The 18,869-nt window shown below is 75.6% G+C and carries 18 protein-coding genes; 6 read left to right on the top strand and 12 right to left on the bottom strand.

What is annotated here, in order from left to right:
* Nucleotides 1–2: 2 nt before the first annotated feature.
* Nucleotides 3–2,072 carry an iron ABC transporter permease gene (locus ACZ45Q_RS31670; RefSeq protein WP_468267737.1) on the top strand — a complete coding sequence of 690 codons (2,070 nt, stop codon included), beginning with the start codon at nt 3–5 and terminating at the stop codon, nt 2,070–2,072.
* A gap of 223 nt (nt 2,073–2,295) precedes the next feature.
* Nucleotides 2,296–3,618, top strand: coding sequence for an alpha/beta fold hydrolase (locus ACZ45Q_RS31665; RefSeq protein WP_468267734.1), 1,323 nt, complete (start codon nt 2,296–2,298; stop codon nt 3,616–3,618).
* A gap of 35 nt (nt 3,619–3,653) precedes the next feature.
* On the opposite strand, the gene ACZ45Q_RS31660 is transcribed toward ACZ45Q_RS31665, so the two are convergent.
* The 7 genes from ACZ45Q_RS31660 to ACZ45Q_RS31630 all read right to left on the bottom strand — a co-directional run bounded on the left by ACZ45Q_RS31660 (nt 3,654) and on the right by ACZ45Q_RS31630 (nt 10,265).
* Nucleotides 3,654–4,508 carry an RNA polymerase sigma factor SigF gene (locus tag ACZ45Q_RS31660; RefSeq protein WP_468267731.1) on the bottom strand — a complete coding sequence of 285 codons (855 nt, stop codon included), beginning with the start codon at nt 4,506–4,508 and terminating at the stop codon, nt 3,654–3,656.
* Nucleotides 4,509–4,594: 86 nt separating this feature from the next.
* Nucleotides 4,595–5,572 (bottom strand): DMT family transporter, encoded by a 978-nt coding sequence (locus ACZ45Q_RS31655; RefSeq protein ID WP_468267811.1) that lies wholly within the window; start codon nt 5,570–5,572, stop codon nt 4,595–4,597.
* Between the two features lie 66 nt (nt 5,573–5,638).
* Nucleotides 5,639–6,496, bottom strand: a complete 858-nt coding sequence (locus ACZ45Q_RS31650; protein ID WP_468267808.1) for an oxygenase MpaB family protein — start codon at nt 6,494–6,496, stop codon at nt 5,639–5,641.
* 22 nt (nt 6,497–6,518) lie between these two features.
* Nucleotides 6,519–7,013, bottom strand: coding sequence for an MSMEG_6728 family protein (locus tag ACZ45Q_RS31645; RefSeq protein WP_468267728.1), 495 nt, complete (start codon nt 7,011–7,013; stop codon nt 6,519–6,521).
* 199 nt (nt 7,014–7,212) lie between these two features.
* Nucleotides 7,213–8,115: an SDR family oxidoreductase gene (locus ACZ45Q_RS31640; protein ID WP_468267725.1), complete on the bottom strand. Its 903-nt coding sequence runs from the start codon at nt 8,113–8,115 to the stop codon at nt 7,213–7,215.
* A 16-nt stretch (nt 8,116–8,131) separates the two neighbouring features.
* Nucleotides 8,132–9,763 carry a phytoene desaturase family protein gene (locus ACZ45Q_RS31635; protein WP_468267722.1) on the bottom strand — a complete coding sequence of 544 codons (1,632 nt, stop codon included), beginning with the start codon at nt 9,761–9,763 and terminating at the stop codon, nt 8,132–8,134.
* The gene (locus ACZ45Q_RS31630) at nt 9,756–10,265 is read right to left on the bottom strand and encodes an SRPBCC family protein (RefSeq protein WP_468267719.1); all 510 of its coding nucleotides are present in this window, start codon (nt 10,263–10,265) and stop codon (nt 9,756–9,758) included. Before ACZ45Q_RS31630 ends, ACZ45Q_RS31635 begins: the two co-directional genes overlap by 8 nt.
* Nucleotides 10,266–10,523: 258 nt before the next feature.
* Here ACZ45Q_RS31630 and ACZ45Q_RS31625 point away from each other — a divergent pair, with 258 nt between their 5' ends.
* Both ACZ45Q_RS31625 and ACZ45Q_RS31620 read left to right on the top strand, forming a co-directional pair.
* Nucleotides 10,524–10,973 carry a hypothetical protein gene (locus tag ACZ45Q_RS31625; RefSeq protein ID WP_468267716.1) on the top strand — a complete coding sequence of 150 codons (450 nt, stop codon included), beginning with the start codon at nt 10,524–10,526 and terminating at the stop codon, nt 10,971–10,973.
* Between the two features lie 189 nt (nt 10,974–11,162).
* Nucleotides 11,163–12,314, top strand: coding sequence for a S1 family peptidase (locus ACZ45Q_RS31620; protein ID WP_468267713.1), 1,152 nt, complete (start codon nt 11,163–11,165; stop codon nt 12,312–12,314).
* Between the two features lie 66 nt (nt 12,315–12,380).
* On the opposite strand, the gene ACZ45Q_RS31615 is transcribed toward ACZ45Q_RS31620, so the two are convergent.
* A complete protein-coding gene (locus tag ACZ45Q_RS31615; protein ID WP_468267710.1) occupies nt 12,381–12,824 on the bottom strand; it encodes a hypothetical protein in 444 nt (147 codons plus the stop codon).
* A gap of 785 nt (nt 12,825–13,609) precedes the next feature.
* Here ACZ45Q_RS31615 and ACZ45Q_RS31610 point away from each other — a divergent pair.
* On the top strand, nt 13,610–14,692 hold the full coding sequence (locus ACZ45Q_RS31610) for a terpene synthase family protein (protein ID WP_468267707.1): 1,083 nt from the start codon (nt 13,610–13,612) through the stop codon (nt 14,690–14,692).
* 28 nt (nt 14,693–14,720) lie between these two features.
* On the opposite strand, the gene ACZ45Q_RS31605 is transcribed toward ACZ45Q_RS31610, so the two are convergent.
* The gene (locus ACZ45Q_RS31605) at nt 14,721–15,374 is read right to left on the bottom strand and encodes a CAP domain-containing protein (protein ID WP_468267704.1); all 654 of its coding nucleotides are present in this window, start codon (nt 15,372–15,374) and stop codon (nt 14,721–14,723) included.
* 258 nt (nt 15,375–15,632) lie between these two features.
* Here ACZ45Q_RS31605 and ACZ45Q_RS31600 point away from each other — a divergent pair, with 258 nt between their 5' ends.
* On the top strand, nt 15,633–15,866 hold the full coding sequence (locus tag ACZ45Q_RS31600) for a hypothetical protein (protein WP_468267701.1): 234 nt from the start codon (nt 15,633–15,635) through the stop codon (nt 15,864–15,866).
* 47 nt (nt 15,867–15,913) lie between these two features.
* On the opposite strand, the gene ACZ45Q_RS31595 is transcribed toward ACZ45Q_RS31600, so the two are convergent.
* From ACZ45Q_RS31595 to ACZ45Q_RS31585, 3 genes are all read right to left on the bottom strand, one after another.
* Nucleotides 15,914–16,678: an ABC transporter permease gene (locus tag ACZ45Q_RS31595; RefSeq protein WP_468267698.1), complete on the bottom strand. Its 765-nt coding sequence runs from the start codon at nt 16,676–16,678 to the stop codon at nt 15,914–15,916.
* On the bottom strand, nt 16,675–17,550 hold the full coding sequence (locus ACZ45Q_RS31590) for an ABC transporter ATP-binding protein (RefSeq protein ID WP_468267695.1): 876 nt from the start codon (nt 17,548–17,550) through the stop codon (nt 16,675–16,677). Before ACZ45Q_RS31590 ends, ACZ45Q_RS31595 begins: the two co-directional genes overlap by 4 nt.
* Nucleotides 17,551–17,706: 156 nt before the next feature.
* Nucleotides 17,707–18,750, bottom strand: coding sequence for a polyprenyl synthetase family protein (locus tag ACZ45Q_RS31585; protein ID WP_468267692.1), 1,044 nt, complete (start codon nt 18,748–18,750; stop codon nt 17,707–17,709).
* Between the last annotated feature and the right edge of the window lie 119 nt (nt 18,751–18,869).

The raw sequence follows: 18,869 nt of genomic DNA, 5'->3' as shown, positions 1-18,869 counted from the left end.
CCATGGCCGTCACCGCAACCAAGCCCGCCCCGAGTCGTCCGCCGGCGGTCACGTCCCGGTCGGGCGCGGCCGCGGTGACGGCCGCGCTGGTCCTCCTCGTCGCCGTCCTCGCCGTCGTCGACGTCACCCAGGGCACGGCCGCCGTCCGGCCCGCGGAGGTGTTCAAGGCGCTCACCGGCCGCGCCGACCCGGCCGACGCGTCCGTCGTGATCGCCTCCCGGCTGCCCCGGATGACCGCCGGCGTCCTGGTCGGCGTCGTCCTCGGCGTGGCCGGCGCCGTGCTCCAGGCGGTCAGCCGCAACGTGCTGGCCTCCCCCGACACCCTCGCGGTGAACGCGGGTTCCTACCTCGCCCTCGGGGTGGCCGGCGCCTCGGGCCTGTCGCTGCCGATGCTCGCCTCCTCCGGCGTCGCCTTCGCCGGCGGGCTGGCGGCGGCGGCCGTCGTGCTGGGACTGTCCGGGCTCGGCACCGGCACCGTCCGGCTCGTGCTGGCGGGCACCGCGCTGATGCTGGGCCTGAACTCCATGACGGAGGGTCTGCTGCTGCTCTTCCCCGAACAGACGGAAGGGCTCTACCAGTGGAACCAGGGCAGCATCGGCCAGAACGGCTTCGACGGCGTCCTGTGGATGCTGCCCCTGGCCGTGGCCGGCCTGGCGGGGCTGCTGCTGACGGGCCGCCGGATCGACGCGCTCGCCCTCGGCGACGACGCCGCGCGAGGCCTCGGCGTCCCCGTGCGGGCCACCCGCGTCACCGTGGTCGTGCTGGCCGCGCTGCTGTCCGCCGCGGCGGTGACGCTGGCCGGGCCCATCGGGTTCGTCGGTCTGTGCGCGCCCGCGCTGGTCCGCCCGCTCACCCGCCGGTTCCGCGGTCTGGCCCGCTCGCGGGCGGCAGTGCCCGCGGCCGGGCTGACGGGCGCGGCGCTGGTCCTCGGCTCGGACGTGCTGCTGCGGGCGCTGGTCCCCTCGGACACCGCCGTGGCCGTGCCCACCGGCGTCGTCACCAGCCTGGTCGGCGCCGTCTTCCTCGTGGTGATGGCCGTGCGGCTGCGGGACACCGCCGGGGCCGGTGCGCCGGACCGGCTGCGCATCCCGAGCCGGGCGGTGTTCCTGGCCACCGTGGCCGTCCTGGTGGCCGCGCTCGTCGGCCTCGTCGTCGCCGCCGTGCTGGTCGGCGACACCAAGCTGCTGCTCGGCGATGTCGTCAACTGGGCGCAGGGGCGGGCCGGCCGGACCGTCTCCTTCGTCCTGGACACCCGGGTGCCCCGGGTGCTCGCGGCACTGTGCGCGGGTGCGGCGCTGGCACTGGCCGGCACGCTGGTGCAGGCGGTGACCCGCAATCCGCTGGCCGAGCCCGGCGTCCTCGGGGTGTCCGGCGGCGCGGCGCTCGGCGCCGTGATCCTGGTGACCACCGCGCCCGTCGCCGCGTCGTGGAGCGTGGCGGGAGCGGCCTTCGGGGGCGCCGCGGTCACCGCCGTGCTGGTCTTCGGGCTGGCGGCGCGGGGCGGCTTCCGGCAGAACCGGCTGGTCCTCGTGGGCGTCGGTGTCGCCGCCGCCTCGACGGCGCTGATCAGCCTGCTGATCGTGCTCACCGACCCGTTCAACGCGACCAAGGCGCTGACCTGGCTGTCGGGTTCGACCTACGGGCGGACCCTGCCCGACGTGCTGCCGGTGGCGCTGGTGCTGGCCCTGGGCGTCGTCGTGGCCGTCGCCCGGCGCACCGAGCTGGATCTGGTGTCGCTGGACGAGGACACGCCCCGGCTGCTCGGTCTGCGGCTGGGGCCGGGCCGGCTGGGGTTCCTGGTGGTGGCCGTCCTGCTGAGCGCGACCGCCGTCGCCTGTGCGGGCACCATCGGCTTCGTCGGTCTGGTCGCGCCGCACGCGGCCCGCGCCCTGGTGGGCCGGCGCCATGCGCGTGTCGTCCCGGTGGCCCTGCTGCTGGGCGCCGCGCTGGTCTGCGCGGCGGACCTGATCGGCCGCACGGTGATCGCCCCGGCGCAGCTCGGCGCCGGCCTGATGACGGCGGTGATCGGGACGCCGTACTTCCTGTATCTGCTGGTGCGCAGCCGGCGGTAGATCCGCTGGTGCGGGGTCGGCGACGGCTGGTGCGGAGCCGGCCGAGGGCGCGGCGCGCGTCGCGACTGTTAGACGGAGCGTCAAGTTACTGAACCGTAATAGGCACGGTGCTACCCGGGGTAACTCCTGTGCGGATACCGTCCGGTAACCCCCACAGGAGCAGCGCCACCCCACCCCACAGGACCGTGGACGACGGTCCGCCCTCTTCCCCAGGAGGTGCGCCATGCCCGCACGCCCGCGTCTGCTCGCCGCGTCGATCGCCGCGGCACTCGCCCTCGGCGCCCAGGCCGTTCCGGCCGCCGCGGACGCCCAAGGGGCCACGGAGTCCCGCGGCGTTCCGATCCCGGCCTTCTACACCCCGCCCGCCGACCTGCCCGCGCAGGACGGCGCCCTGGTCCGCTCCGAACCGCTGCGCCTCGCGCTGAGCCTGCCCGGCGTCGACGGCCCGCTGCCGGGACGGGCCACCCGGCTGATGTACAAGTCGACGGACGCCGGCGGCGGACCCGTCGCCGTGACGGGCGCCTACATCGAGCCGTCCGCGCGCTGGCGGGGCGAGGGTCCGCGCCCGCTCGTCGTCGTGGCCCCCGGCACCATGGGCCAGGGCGACCAGTGCGCCGCCTCCCTCGGCCTGGAACGCCCGCTGCTGATCAACGGGCAGACCGTCTCGGTCGGTTACGAGGCCCTCGCCGTCTACCGGCTGCTGGCCCGCGGCGTCGCCGTCGTCGTCACCGACTACGCCGGCCTCGGCGCCACGGACCGGCTGCACACCTACGTCAACCGGGTCGACGAGGCGCACGCCGTGCTGGACGCCGTACGCGCCGCCCGGGCACTGGAATCGGCGTCGGTCACCGACCGGTCACCGGTGGGCCTGTACGGCTACAGCCAGGGCGGCGGGGCGGTGGCCGCCGCCGCCGAACTCCAGCCCTCCTACGCCCCGGACGTCCGGCTGGCGGGCAGCTACGCCGGCGCCCCGCCCGCCGATCTGACCGCGGTCACCGAGGCGATCGACGGCGGCGACCTGGCCGGGGCGATCGGCTGGTCGCTCAACGGCTTCCTCCAGACCGACCCGTCGCTGCGCCCCATCGCCGACCGGTACCTCAACGAGGCGGGGCGCGAGGCGATGGAGGACCTGTCCACCATGTGCGTCGGCGACGCGCTGTTCGCCTACAACGGGGCGCGCACCACTGCGTGGACGACCACCGGCCAGTCGGTGAGCGAGATCATCCGGTCGGAACCGGCGCTGCGGTCCTTCCTGGCCGAGCAGCGCATCGGCAGACACCGGCCCGAGAGCCCGGTGCGGGTGGCGACCGGCGTCGCCGACAGCCTCGTCCCGCACGCCCAGTCCCGCCAACTGGCCGTCGACTGGTGCCGCAAGGGCGCGAAGGTCACCTACGACGCGGTGCTGCTGCCCGGCGTCGGCAACGACCTGCTCAACCACGTCGCGCCGCTCCTCGCCGACCAGGGCAAGGCCATCTCCTGGCTCGCCGACCGGCTGGCCGGGAAACCGGCCGGCTCCGACTGCCGGAGCATGCCCCTCCGGCCGTGACCGCACCCGGCCGCCGCGAGGGCCCGCCACCCGTCTCAGCCCGTGGTGAGCATGCCCTCGCGCAGCCGGGCCAGCGTGCGGGACAGCAGCCGGGAGACGTGCATCTGGGAGACGCCCAGGCGTTCGCCGATCTGCGCCTGGGTCAGCTCCTCCACGAACCGCATGTGGATGATCTGCCGGTCGCGCTCACCGAGCTCGGCGATCAGCGGGGCGAGCGCGTGGAAGTCCTCCACCAGTTCCAGCGCCGTGTCCTCGGCGCCGATGAAGTCCGCGAGGACCGTCTCGCCGTCGTCGCCGCCGCCCATCGCGGCGTCCAGGGAGGCGGAGTTGTAGCCGTTGGCGGCCACCCGGGCCTCGATGACCTCCTCCTCCGTCAGGCTCATCAGCTCGGCCAGCTCCTTGACCGTGGGCGTACGGCCCAGCCGGCTGCGCAGTTCGTCCGTGGCCTTGGCCAGCTCCACGCGCGCCTCCTGGAGCCGGCGCGGCACGTGCACCGCCCAGGAGGTGTCGCGGAAGAAGCGCTTGATCTCGCCGACGATGTACGGCACGGAGAAGGAGGTGAACTCCACCTCCCGGCTCAGCTCGAACCGGTCGATCGCCTTGATCAGCCCGATCATGCCGACCTGGACGATGTCCTCCCGCTCCTCGGGGCCGCGGCTGCGGAACCGGGAGGCCGCGTACCGCACGAGGGACATGTTCATCTCGATCAGGGTGTTGCGCGCGTACTGGTACTCGGGCGTGCCCTCCTCCAGCACCGTCAACTGCTCGAAGAACAGCCGCGACAGCTCACGGGCGTCCTTCGGGGCGACCTTGGAGGGGTCCTCGACCACGGGCAGCCGCGCGTCGTCCGTGCCGGGCCCGGCCGTCCGGGTCGTTGCCGCCGTCGTCATGTGGGTCCTCCCGCGTCGCCGGTTGCGCCCGCCGGCCCGGGACGGGCCGACGCCAGTGCGCGTACCCCCGTTCACGCGAAACGCACTCAGGAATGTGTGCCTGTTCCGTGGCGGTTCGCGGCCGGGAGCGTCCGGTTCCGGTCAACGGCTTCCGAAAGCCGGCCGGTTCGTGGCCGGCCGCCCGCCGGGGCGGCCTCGCCGTCGGGGCCACCGCCGCGTCGCCGCAGGACCGCACCGGAGCCCACGGCCACCCCGGCGCACACCAGGGCGCTGCCCAAGGCCTGGGCGGGGCCGTAGGAACCGGTCCCCACCAGCGGCGCGGTGCAGGCGGCGGCGACGGGGATGAGACCCGAGAACAGGGTGGCGCGTTCGGCGCCGATCCGCTGCATCCCGGCGTACCAGCACACGAATCCGACGACGGTGACCACCACCGCCTGCCACAGCAGCGCGGCCGTCTCCACCCCGTCCGGCCGCCGCAGCCAGCCGGCGCCGTCGGCGAGGATCCCGGCCACCGCCGACTCGGCCGCCGCGACGCCGCACACGACGGCCGACAGCAGCCGCGGCCCCAGCGGCCGGAGCACGGGCACGGCCAGGACGGCGAACCCGACCTCGCCGGCCAGCGCGCAGACGGAGAAGGCGATGCCCGCCGCGTCGGTGCGGCCCCAGCCCTGCACCGTGAACGCGCCGACGGCCACGAGCAGCGCGCCGTGCACCACCACCCGCTGCGGACGGCGCCGGTCCAGCAGCGGGACGAGCACGGCGACCACGACGGGGGCGCAGCCCACGAAGACGCCGGGGACCGCCGGTTCCGCCGTGCGTTCGGCGGCGAGGACGGCCAGGTTGAAGCCGACCATGCCGACGGCCGCGAGCAGCCCGAGGCGCCCCCACCCGCCGGGCCCGAGCCGGCGCAGCCGGTGCCGAGCGCCCCGGCCGGCCAGGGGCACGAGCAGCAGGAAGGCCAGGGCGTAGCGCAGGAACTGGCCGCCGGCGTACGGGTAGTCGCCGAGGACGCTGTTGGCGGTGAAGGACCCTCCGACGAGGACGCAGGCGAGGGCGGCGAGCAGGGCCCCGCGCGTGGTGGTGGCTCGGTGGCCGGAAACCGTCGCCGGACCGGCCGTCGCGCACCGTCCTCAGCCGGGGTCGCGGGGCGGCGGGGTCAGGGCCCACCGGATGGTGCGGGTCAGGACCGCCCCCGCCGGGACGACCGTGAGGTCCTCGACGACCGGGACGCGGGGCAGCCACAGCAGGTCGCGCGCCCAGGGCGGCAGGCTCGCCACCGCGCCGGCCGCCAGCACGCCGTAGAAGGGGCGCGCGGCGGGCGGCAGCGGCGGGCGGAACAGCAGGAAGCGCGCGGCCGAACGGGCCTCGGGCGTCGCCCGCAGCTCGGGCCGGTAGGCGGCCAGCCGGTCCGTGAGCTCCTGCCGGGTGCGCGGCGGGTCGGGCACGCCCAGGGCCTCGGCGACGCGGGCGGTGTCGGCGACGTAGGCGTCCTGGCCCGCCGGGTCCAGGGGGTGGGCGCCGTAGCGTTCGTGGGCGCACAGGAAGCTGTCGGTCTCGGCGATGTGCACCCAGGTGAGCAGGCGCGGGTCGGCGGCGTGGTAGGGCTCGCCCGCCGCGGTCGTGCCCCGGACGCGTTCGTGGATGGCGCGGACCCGGTCGACGGCTTCCTGGGCGTCGGCGGCGGTGCCGTAGGTCGTCACCGCGAGGAAGGTGCTGGTGCGCTGGAGCCGTCCCCACGGATCGCCGCGGAAGCCGGAGTGCGCGGCCACGGCGGCCATGGCCAGCGGGTGCAGCGACTGGAGCAGCAGCGCGCGCAGCCCGCCGACGAACATCGAGGCGTCCCCGTGCACCACCCGGATCGGGCGCTCCGGGCCGAACCAGCGCGGGCCGGGGGTGTCGTGGATCCGGGCGCGGTTGGCCGGCCCGTCAGGGCCCGCGACCCTGAGGAACAGGGCCCGGCCCAGCCGTTCGCGCGTCCCGGACAGCACGGTCGCCACCTCGCCTCCTGCCTCAAGTGTGCGCCCCGCGCGGCGGAACACCTCCCGCGCGGTCGGAGGCAGGCCAGACGTAGGGCAGGTCGTCGGGGACGCCCGGGAAGAGCGGGGCGTAGGCGGCGCGGTCCTTGCGCACCAGCGCCGAGCGGTGGCTGACGTGGAAGGCCTCGTCGCCGAGCCACGGCGGCAGTTCCCCGGCCGCGGCGAGTGCCTGCTGGTCGCGGACGGGTGCGCCGGGGCGGACGGCGGCGAGTTGGGCGACGAGCGAGGCGGCACAGCTGTCCTGGTGCCCCTGCTCCCGCCAGACCCGGCAGACCTCCAGGCCGTAGCGGACGAGCGCCTCCTCGTAGCCGGCCCACATCCGGACCGCGGGGTGCCGCCGCCAGCCGTATCCCGGCACGGTGAGGCCGCGCAGCACCTGGAGGGCCTCCACGCGCTGCTTGCCCAGCCGCCGCCGGTCCAGCGCCAGCGCCGAGGCACGGAAATCGGGGTCGGGGAGAAACGTCTGCATCCGGGGGTCCTTTCGGTGCCGTCCGGGGAGCGGGCCGCGACCGGGCGAATGCCGCTGCCGTTGCGACGCGGGCGGAGGGAGCGGACCCGGACGGGCCGGCCTCGGCGGGCGCCCCGGGCATCGGCGGGCGCCCCGCGCGCCGGAGGACGGGACACGGCCGGGGTGGTGCGTCGCGGACACGGTTCGGGGAGGACACGGTTCAGGTGCGGTGCCGGTCGCGGGCGGCGCGGTCGGCACGGCCGCCGGCGCCGAGCGGGCCGGTCGGTGCCAAGGCGCCCCGCGCCTGAAGCCGGGGCAGGTCCCGCCGGGCGGCACGCAGGACGACGGAGGGCAGGGCCGGGCGCACCAGCTGTGCCAGGCGCAGCCAGGCCGGCGCGTAGACCGCCGTACGGCGCCGCTCCACGGCCCTCACCAGCCGGGCGGCGACCATGTCGACCGGGTGGACGCGGTGGGCCGGGTAGGGCATGCGGGTGCGCAGTTCGCGCAGGACCGCGTGCCGGTCGCCGTCGCGGATCATGTCGGTGTCGATCCAGTTGAGGTAGGCGATGCCCACGGCGACACCGCGGTGGGCCACCTCGGCGCGCAGGGCGTGGGCGAAGGCCTCCACGCCCGACTTGGAGGCGCAGTAGGCGGTCATCATGGGGGCGGCGCCGAACGCCGCCGTCGAGGCGACCTGGAGGTGGTACCCGGCCGTCTCCAGCAGGTCGGGCAGGAAGGCCCGGGCGGTGTGTGCGCTGCCGGTGAGGTTGACGTCGATCACCCGGCTCCAGGCGGCCGGGTCGGACCCGGCGAACGGCCCGGCCGCGGCGATCCCGGCGTTGGCGACGACGACCGACGGACGGCCGAGCCGCCGGCGCACGGTGTCGGCGGCCGCGTCCAGGGCGGCGGGGTCGGTGACGTCGGCCTCGACGGCCAGTGCCGGGCCCGGCAGGGCGGCCGCGACCGCGTCCAGCCCGGCCCGCTCCAGCCCGACCAGCGCGAGCCGGGCTCCGCGCCGGGCGCAGGCGTGGGCCAGCGCGGCGCCGATGCCGCGCGCGGCTCCGGTCACCACGACGGTACGGCCGCGCAGGGGGCTGTCGGTCCTGTCGGTCCTGTCGGTCACGGCGCCACCTCGTCCGTCATCGGTGGGTGCGGCGTCTGTCGCCGGCGCGGTCGCGGCCGGTGAGCGTCCGCTGGAGGCGGGCGAGCGGGGCGTACCGGCGGGCGCGCAGCGCGGCACGGGCGGCGTTGGCGCCGGGGGCGCCGTGCACGCCGCCGCCGGGGTGGGCGGCGGCCGAGGCGAGGTAGAGGCCCGTCACCGGGGTCTCCGGGCGGCCGGTGCCGGGCACGGGCCGGAAGAACAGCTGCTGGTGCACGGCCGTGGTGCCGCCGTTGATGGCGCCGCCGCGCAGGTTCGCGTCCAGGGCCTGGAGCGTCGGCGGGGCGAGGACGCGCCGGGCGCGGATCAGGGCGCGGAAGCCGGGTGCGAAGCGCTCCACCTGCCGCTCGACGCGGTCGGCCATGATCTGCTGCTCCCGCTCGCTCCAGCTCCCCGTGAGCCCCTCGTCACCGGCGTCGCCGCGGATGTCGTGCGGGACGTGGGTGTAGGCCCAGGCGGACTCGGTGCCGCGCGGGGAGCGGGTGGCGTCGGCGGTGGTCATCTGGCCGAACACCGCGAAGGGGCGGTCGGGCACCTGCCGCATGGCGATCTGGGCGGCGAACCGGGTCAGCTCGTCCAGGCCGTCGGCCAGGTGGACGGTGCCGGCCAGGTGGGCCTGCTCGGCCCGCCAGGGCACCGGGCCGTCGAGCGCCCAGTCGACCTTGAAGGTGGCGAAGTCCCACTCGAAGCGCCGCAGGTCGGCGAGGACCTGCTCGGGCACGTCCGCGGGGTCGAGGAGTTCGCCGTACAGGGCGGGTGCGGAGACGTCGGCGAGCACGGCGTGCCGGGCGGCGACCGTCTCGCCGTCGGCGGTGCGCACGCCGGCGGCCCGTCCGTCGCGCACCAGCACACGGCCGACGCGGCTGCCGCAGCGCAGGGTGCCGCCCCGGGAGCGCAGCCGGTGGGTGAGGGCGGCGGTGAGGGCGCCGGAGCCGCCGACGGGCACCGGGAAGCCGTAGGTCTGCCCGAGCATGGACATCAGCCAGCCGAAGCCCCCGCTGCCGGCGGCTTCCGGCGCCAGGTCGGCGTGGAGCGCGTTGCCGGCCAGGAGCAGCCGGCCGCCCTCGCCCCGGAACTCCTCGTCCCCCATGCGGCGCACCGGCAGTACGAGGGTGCGGGCGAGCCGCAGCCCGCCCCCGCCGCGCAGCCGGACGGCGAGCCGGCCGGCGGCCCGGACGGGCGGGAAGGGGGTGAACAGGGCGTCCAGGATGTCGGACCGGTAGCGCTCCCACAGCCCGTGCAGGCGGCGCCAGGCGGCGCCGTCCCCCGCGTGGAAGGCGTCGAGGGACGCGGCGGTGGTCTCGAGGCCGCGGTCGAGGACCGCGCATCCGCCGGCGGTCAGCGGGTGGGCGAGCACGTGCGGCGCGTGGCTCCAGCGCAGGCCGTGGTCCTCCAGCCGCAGGCCCGCCAGCACCGGCGAGGCGGCGGCCAGCGGGTAGAAGGAGCTGAACAGGTCGTGCACGAACCCGGGGGCGACGTCGCCGTCGTGGCGCACCGCCCCGCCCGGCTCGGGCTGCTCCTCCAGGACCGCGACGCTCCACCCGGCGTCGGCGAGGAGGTTGGCGGCCACCAGCCCGTTGGGCCCGGCCCCGACGACCACGGCGTCAGGCACGGCCGGCTCCGTGCCCGGGCCTCGCGGACCCGGCCGTCCGCTTGCGCCGGTCGCCGCCGGTGTCGCCGTCGGCCTCGGCCTGGCAGAGCCGGGCCAGGCGGGCCAGCATGGCCCGGTGACGCAGCTGGATCAGCCCTTCGACGGCCACGTTGTGCAGGACGCCGCCCGTGCCCTGGAGGGGGTGTTCGTCGACGACCACCAGGCAGTGCTCGCCCCAGGGGCGCACCTCGATCGAGATCCGCGCCGTCCCGAGCGGTCCCGCGACGGCCTCCAGTTCCAGCAGCGTGCCCTCCTCGCACCGCCGGACGACCGTCTCGTTGGTGAGCAGGGCGGGGCCGAGGCGGACCTGGTAGGTGAGGGCGGCGCCCACCTGCGGCCACCGACCCCGGCAGGGCTCGGACGAGTCCGTCCCCACCACCCACTCCGCGTACCGGCCGCTGTCCGCGAGGACGTCCCACACCTGCCGCGGACTCGCCTTGATCAGTCGATGACGTACGGCCACCACTCCTCCTCCACCACGAGCCGCGACGGGCGGGCTCTCGCACCGAGCGCCCCCTGACGGGGCCACTCGCACTGAGTGCCCCTCCCGGAGCCGGCCAATCGGCGCCGGTAGCCCGCAGGGCGCGCACGGCCCTGAGAAGTACGAGGTACCGGCCGCGCCCACCGCTGCCTAACGTCGGCGCGGGGGCAGGGACCGGTTCCGCCGACGGCCGGTCGCGTCCGCCCCCTCCGCACACCGCCGACTTGGAAATGAGGGCTCATGGGCCGTCGTTCGCTCACGACTCTGCTGGCCGCGTCCGGCGCCGCCGCGATGCTGGCGCTCACCCCGGTCTCCGCCCAGGCCGCCCCGCACTCGGGCGGCAACTACGGCGCCTACGGCATGGAGGGCCAGTACCCCACCGTCTCCGGGTGCGCCGGCACCTTCCGGCAGGTCGGCGCCACCCGGTACGCCGAGGGCATGGCGCTGAAGTACTTCTACTCCGACAAGTGCGGCTCGTTCGCCCGCATCGAGAAGTCCCGGACCAACTGCGCCGCCGTCCTGGAGCGTTCGAACTCCGGCGTCGGGCGGGCCGACGGATGGGTCTCCGAGACCGTCGACCAGGGCATCGACTACGCCTACACGATGATCGGCAACAACCTGCACGGCCGGGTCTCCCGGGCCCTGCTCGCCTGCGACGGACACGTCCTCGCCGCGACCGGCTGGTACTGACGGCCGGACCCGGCCGCTCCTTCGCCGCCCCACGGGGCGAAGGAGCGGCCGGCGCGTGTCCGAGAACGTGTCCGTGATTGGCATGGACCTGACGTCGTTGGCTGGCTAAGCTCTGCGCAACCCGTGAGAGCGCTCTCAGACCGTGATTGTTCCACCCCCACCTTGCTGGAACGACGAAGGGCAACTCCCGTGAGACGCAGCAGACTCAAGCACGCCGGGCTCGCCGTCCTCCTGGTGCTCGGCGGCTGGACCGCGGCCGGCAACGCGCCCGCCACGGCCGACGACTCCCCCGCCGCCCGGCCCGCCTCCGCCGGTCTCCTGTCGGCGATGCAGCAGGACCTCGGGCTGACCCGGGAGCAGGCCGAAGCGCGGCTGGCGGCCGAACGCGAGGCCACCGACGTGGAACCGGCCGCCCGCCGGGCCGCCGGGGACGCCTACGGCGGCTCGTGGTTCGACGCCGACCGCGGCCGGCTGACCGTGGCCGTCACCTCGGACGCGGCCCCCGCGACGGTACGGGCGGTGCGGGCCACCGGCGCCGACGTGCGCACCGTCGAGCACAGCGCCCGACGGCTCGACGCGGTGAAGGCCCGCCTCGACCGGCTCGACGCCCCCGCGGGCGTCAGCAGCTGGCACGTCGATCCGGCCGCCAACACGGTGGTCGTCGACGTCGTCGCCCCGGAGCGGTCCGACAACGATGTCCGGCGCTTCCTGCGGGAGGCCCGCGAGGCCGGTCCGGTCTCCGTGCGGACGGTGCCGTCGGCGCCGAGCACCTTCGCGGCGGGCACGGTCGGCGGCGACCCGTACTACACGGGCAACGTCCGCTGCTCCATCGGCTTCTCGGTGCACGGCGGGTTCGTCACCGCGGGCCACTGCGGGCGGGCCGGCGCCGGGGTGAGCGGCTGGGACGGCTCGTACATCGGCACGTTCCAGGGCTCGTCCTTCCCGGGTGACGACTACGCCTGGGTCAGCGTGGGCAGCGGCTGGTGGACCGTGCCGGTGGTGCTCGGGTGGGGCACGGTCCCCGACCGGCTGGTACGCGGATCGGCCGAGGCCCCGGTGGGCGCCTCGATCTGCCGCTCCGGTTCCACCACCCGCTGGCACTGCGGCACGGTGCTGGCCAAGAACGAGACCGTCAACTACAGCCAGGGTGCGGTGCACCAGATGACGAAGACCAGCGTGTGCGCCGAGGGCGGCGACTCGGGCGGCTCCTTCATCAGCGGCGACCAGGCCCAGGGCGTCACCTCCGGCGGCTGGGGCAACTGCTCCGGCGGCGGCGAGACCTGGTTCCAGCCGGTGAACGAGATCCTGTCCCGTTACGGCCTGACCCTCCACACGGCCTGACGACCGCCCGGCGGCCGGCCGGGGACGCACTCCCGGCCGGCCGCCGGGCCGGGCCGGGCCGTACCCTCAGCGCGTGAGGGGGCCGAATCCCGGGTCCGGTGTGTCGGGTCCGCCACCCGCCGTCAGCCGGCGGTAGGCGGCGCGGGCGTTCGCCACGCGGGCCAGCGCCGTGCCGACCAGCGTCGCGGTGAACAGGCAGGCGAGCCAGACCGTGTCCCGGTGCCCCGTCCAGCTCAGGGTGCCGGCGGGCGGGATCGCGAAGCCGTTCAACGACAGCCAGCACAGCACGGCCGTGCCGGGCGCGGCGGTGAACCGCGCGCACAGCCCCAGCCCACCCGCCAGCAGCGAGAGCGCGGACAGGGCCAGCCCCGTCCGGCCGATGCCCACGGTGCTGTTCAGCAGGGCCACCAGGGTCAGCGCGCCCCCGAACGCCGCCGCCCACACCAGCGGAGCCGCCACCGGCCGGGGAACGGGCCTCGCCCCGCTGCCCAGGGGCACCCAATGGACCATGCTGACCGCTCCTTCCGCTCCGGGCGGCATCGACCACGGCGTCGCCGACGCCCCCCCCGGATTGTCCCATCGCCGAACCGGCGCCGGAACGGGAAGCCGCCCGTTCCGGACTTGCCCGGGACGAAATGGCGAGAACGGCGCGGATGGAGCGTCAGCGCTCGGCTTCCGCCGGTACGGAGGACGGGACCGCGTCCGCGCCGACGCCGCCGGCCGGGCAGCCGTGGGCCGCCCGAGGTCCGCCCGAGCCGGAACCCCGGCCCACGGGTGGCCGACACCCATCGACCCGGGTGGGACCGGCGGGCCGGTGGACCGGCGGGCAGGCGGACCGGTGGGCCTGCGGGCCGGTGGACCGACGGGCAAGCGGGCCGGTGGACCGACGGGCAAGCGGGCAGGCGGGCCGGCGGGTGTCGTCGTCCGGCGCACGGGTGCGCCGCGGCCGACTCGGGGATACCGGCCGCAGCGCACCCTGCCGCCCCGGGCGCGGGAGGACGTCACACCCGGGTACGCCCCGCGGGTTCCCCGGCCCGCCGCGGTGATACTGCGTCATGCGGGTGATGGTCACGGTCGTTGCGGAACACCGTTGCCCGGCGCCCGCCCCACGCCCTCCCGCCCGATCCTGCCCCGTCCGCCGGTTCCCGTCGGCATTCGGCGTCAACGGCGACGTACCGAGATCCCTTTCGGTTGACACGGACCTCCCGGTGGGCTGGCCTGCCCGCATCCGCTCCGGCATTTCCGCATGATCGTCGGCACATTCCCGTTTCCCTACCGGAAGGTGCCCGTTCGCCATGGGTTCTCGTACGCCCCACGTGTCCGGCGTGGAATTGCCGCCCATCTACTGCCCGCTCGAGTCGGCGATTCATCCGCGCGCCCGACAGGTGGAGAAACGCGCCGTGGAATGGATCGGCGCCAGCGGAATGTGCGCCACGGAGCGGGAGAAGGCCTGGGTCGTGGCGACGCACAGCACCGACTTCATGGCCCGGTTCGCCCCGGTCGCCGAGGACGACCGGCTGCTGGCGACGGCCCTGTGGGTGTACTGGGGCTTCGCCTTCGACGACGCGCGCTGCGACAGCGGCCCCCTGAGCACCCGGCCCGCGCAGTTCAACGCGCTGGCGGGGCGCGTCCAGCGGGCGTGCGAGACGGACGGGGCCGCGGACACGGACCGGTTCGTCCCCGCCCTGCGGGACATCGTGCGCCGCTTCCGGGGCTTCTCGCCGCCCACCCAGGTCAGCCGGTTCGCCCACGCCCACCGCGCGTGGCTGACCGGGGTGGCCTGGCAGATCGGCAACCAGGCGACCGGCCGGATGCCGAACCTCGACGACTTCCTCTGCCTGCGGCTGCTGTCCTCGGGCGGCTGGCCCACCTACGCCCTGCTGGAACTGGCCACGGGCGAGGAGGTCCCGGACCGCGAGATGCACCGGCCGGCGGTCCGCGCGCTGACGGAGATGGCCATCATGGTGGCCGCCCTCGACAACGACCGGCACTCGCTGCTCAAGGAGCTGTCCGGCGGGGAGGCCGACCAGAACGTCTACACGGTGCTGATGCAGGAGCGGTCCTGCTCGCTGCCGGAGGCCGTGGAGTCGGCCACCGGCCTGCGCGACCGGGTCCTGCTGCGGTTCCTGCAACTCCACGACCGCGTCCGCCCGTCGGCCGGCGGCGCGCTGGCCACGTATCTCCAGGGCCTCAGGTACGGAATCCGGGGCAACAACGAGTGGGGGCTGCGGGTACCGCGCTACCTCAGCGCCGGACACTGGCCCGACGCGATGGACGACACGCTGCCGGCCTGGGCCGACGCGCCGGCCGACACCCGCCCGGGGCCGGTGGAGGGCGCCCCCGGCATCGCCTGGTGGTGGGACCCGGACCTCGGCTGACCGGGGCCGGTCCCGGACGGGCCGGCCGTCACCGGCGCGAGGCCAGGTCCAGGGTCCACCACGGGCCGCCGGTCCCCTCCGCGACACCGACGCCGACATGGGTGTAGCGGCAGGTGAGCAGGATGGTGCGGTGGGCCGGGCTGCGCATCCACACCTGCACGGCGGCCCGGGCGGTGGCGGGGCCGGCGGTCACCGCCTCGCCCGCGGACCCGACGGGGAAACCCGCGTCCCGCATCCGGTCGGCGGGACTGCTGCCGCCGGCACCGGTGTGCGTGAGGCGGTGGCTGCGGGCCATGTGACCGCTGTGCGCCCGCGCCGCCCGGTGCAGCGCCGCGTGTGCCCGTACCGGGCCGCAGCCGGCCGCCCGGCGGTGCTGGTTGACGGCGTCGACCAGGCCGTCCTCCCGGCCACCGACACCGGGCTCGCGGTGCTCCGGTGCGGCCTGCCCGGCCGTCCCCTCCGCGGGCGCGTACGAGGCCGAGGGGGCGGGTGCGAACGAGGCCGAGGGGGCGGCGGGACCGGGCCGGCCCCCCGGCTCGGGCAGCGGCCACAGCGGCGCCCGGTAGGGTGCGGGCGGCGACGGCACGGGCGGGGGTCCCGCCCAGGCCGGTGCGGCGGGGACCTGCCACAGCGCCGCGAGTGCCGTGCCGCAGGCGACCGCCGTCCTCCACGTCCGGGACATTCTCGATTTCACCCTTCTGTTCACCCCGGCCCTCATTACCGGGCCGATTTCTTGCCGTTCCGGCTTCTCCCCGCTTCCGAGCCGCTTTCCAGCCGGATGCGAATTTGTATGGGGAGGTGTTTTTCGGCTCGTGTATTCGCTGCCGGCATGTCACTTCGTTCGGGGGAACACGCCCTTTTCGGATACTCCCCGGCGACCCGGACTCGATAGGGTGGGAATCGCCCACTTCCCCTTTTCTCTTTCTTCCGGAGGTTTTCCATGTCGTTGCTGCGCCGTGCCGCCGTCGTCGCCCTGGCGGCGGTCGCCGTGACCGCCGTCGCCGCCGTGCCGGCCGCCACCGCCGCCCCGCAGCCGTCCGCGGCCGTCGTCAACCCCGGCCCGGGCGGTCACGGCGGGCACGGGGGTCACGAGCCGCCGATGCACTTCGGCCCGTTCGAGATCCCGAAGTTCGGCAGCGTCTCCGGGGGCTTCTCCTGGGGCCTGCACCGCTAGGGAGCGGTCGGTGACGCACGCGTGAGGGCCGTCGGTCTCGACGGCCCTCACCGGCGTTTGAGGGTGGCCGCGCTGGCCACCAGCACGAGGACCACGCACGCGAGGATGAGCAGGGAGTCCCTGACGAACAGCCCGGTGACACCGGAGTGTTCGGCGGCCTCGCCCGCCGCCTGCACCGCGTACGTCATGGGCATCGCCTTGGCCAGGGCCGCCAGCGCGCCGTGCATGTCGTCCCGGGGCACGAACAGTCCGCACACCAGGAACTGCGGCAGGACCCCGGCGGGCAGGAACTGCACCGCCTGGAACTCGTTGCGGGCGAAGGCGCTCACCAGCAGGCCGAGCGCCAGGCCCAGCAGGGCGCCGAGCATGGCGATGACCATGAGCAGATAGGCCGGCCCCTTGATGTCCAGCCCCAGGGGCCCGACGGCCAGCAGCGTGGACAGTACCGCCTGGAGCAGGGCCAGGAACGCGAACGCGAGGCTGTAGCCGAGGACGATGTCCAGGCGCCGTACCGGCATGGTCAGCAGCCGTTCCGCGGTGCCGGAGGTGCGCTCCCGCAGCGTCGAGACCGACGCCACCAGGTACATGACGATGACCGGGAAGATGCCGAAGACCTGGGGCCCCACCCGTTCGAAGGTGGCCTCGGCGTCGTGGAACATCAGCTTCAGCAGCACCATGAGCATGCAGGGGATGCCCAGCAGCAGGGCGGTGCTGCCCTTGTCGCGGGAGATCTGCTGCAACACCCGGACCGCCGTGGCGGCGGTGGTGGTGGGCGAGAACGGCAGCCGGTCGGTCAGGGGCGTGGCAGTCATGTGAGGGTGTCCGCGGCGAAGAAGGTGCGCTCGGCGTCGGGTGCGCCGGCCTGGTCGAGGAGATGGGGCACGGGGCCGTCGGCGAGATCGCGCCGACGGGCGCGCGCCTCGGCCGCCGCCGCGGCCCGGACGAGATGCAGGAAGGCCTCCTCCACCTCGGCGCAGCCGGTGTGCTCCAGCACGCTCTCCCGGTCGGCGCTGGCCAGCAGACGGCCCGCGCGCATGAGCAGCAGCCGGTCGCAGCGGTCGGCCTCGTCCATGACGTGGCTGGAGACCAGCAGCGTGGTGCCCTCCTGGGCCAGTCGCCGGAAGACCAGCCACAGCTCCCGGCGCACCATCGGGTCGAGGCCGACCGTGGGTTCGTCCATGACCAGCAGGTCGGGCCGGTTGAGCAGTGCCACGGCCAGGGACACCCGCGAGTACTGGCCGCCCGAGAGCCGGGCGACGGGCTTGTCCGCGTACGCCGCCAGGTCCACCTCCTTCACCACCCGGACGACGGCGTCCTCGCGCCGCCAGCCCCGCATACCGAGGGCGGCGGCGAAGTAGCGCAGGTTCTCCAGCACCGTCAGGTCCGCGTAGACGGACGGGGCCTGGGTGACGTAGCCGACCCGGGTGCGCAGCGGCCAGGCGCCGGCGGCGTGGCCGAGGACCTGCACATGGCCGGACGTGGGCTGCTGCACGCCGACCACACAGCGCAGCAGCGTCGTCTTCCCGCAGCCGCTCGGCCCCAGCAGGCCGACGATGCAGCCGCGCGGGATGGTGAAACTGACGTTCTGCAGCACCGGATGAGTGCCGCGGGTCACGTGCAGCCCGTAGGCGGCCACGGCCGGCAGGTCGTCCGGGGGTGCTGCGCTGTGCTCGGTGTGGTGCACGGCTCCACTGTTCTCGTCTGGGTCGGACCGCTCCGGCGCGGCCACGGCACGGCCGGGGCGAAGGAAGGGCGGCCTCGGCTGGGACAACGCCCGCCCGGGGACGAGGTCACGCGGACCACGGCGCCGTCACCCGGAGGCCGCTCGCGGGTGGGGGGCTCAGGCCTCGCGCCTGGTCATCGCCCAGGCGATGTCGTGCAGTTGGCGGTAGGCGTCCGCGGTCGGCCGGGCCTGTGACAGGGCGCGCAGTGCGGCGGCCAGTTGGCGCCGCGCCTCCTCCTCGGCCGCCTGCCGTCCGCCCGCCTGCTCCACCAGGTGCCGGGCGAGGGCGATGTCGTCGTCGCCGAGCGGGCGCGGGGCGCGGTACAACTCGCGCAGTCGCTCGGCGGCCGGGCCGGCGGCGCCGAGGGCCGCGGCGACGGGCAGGGACTTCTTGCGGGCGGCGAGGTCCGCGCCGACCGGTTTGCCGCTGCGCGCCGAACGGCCCCAGATGCCCAGGACGTCGTCGGCGCACTGGAAGGCCACGCCCAGCCGTCGTCCGAACTCCCGCAGTCCGTCCACCCGCTCGGCGTCGGCTCCGGCGAGCACGCCGCCCAGGGCGCAGGCGCATCCCATCAGCGCTCCGGTCTTGCCCGCGGCCATGTCCAGGTAGTCCGCCACCGTCACCCGCTGGGCCTTCTCGAACGCCACGTCGCGGCTCTGCCCCTCGACGAGTTCGAGCAGCGCGGAGACCAGTTCCCGCACGGCCGCCGCGGCCCGCGCCTGCGGTACGTCGGCCAGGGCCCGCAGTGCGGCGACCAGCAGGGCGTCCCCGGTGAGCACGGCGGCCGGGGTGCCGAACAGGGACCAGGCGGCGGGCCGGTGGCGGCGCAGCGCGTCGCCGTCGATGACGTCGTCGTGCAGCAGCGTGAAGTCGTGCACGAGTTCCACCGCCACGGCACCGGGCACCGCCTCCGCCGGGTCGCCTCCGACGGCCACCGCGGACAGCAGGGTCAGTGCCGGGCGGACCGCCTTGCCGCCGCCGGACGCCACCGTGCGCGGGGCGCCGTCGGCCTCGCACCACCCGCGGTGGTAGCGGGCGACCAGGCTCTCGGCGGCCGGCAGTGCATCGACGGCCGCCCGCAGGGCGGGGAACAGCGCGTCGTCGACCCATTCCAGACGCGGGACGACGCCAGCGGGGGCCGGGTCGGTGATCTGCGACACGTACAACTCCTCATGAGGACGGGGGTGTTTCGGGCAGGCGGAAGGAGAGGGGCGGCAGGGGGCGCGCACCAGGGGTGAGCGGCGAACCGTCTCGGCCGCCACGCCAGTCAATCGGCCGT

The sequence above is a fragment of the Streptomyces sp. NPDC031049 genome, assembly GCF_055571015.1.
The sequence above is the reverse complement of the archived record's forward strand: the minus strand, read 5'-3'. Positions and strand labels throughout refer to the sequence as shown.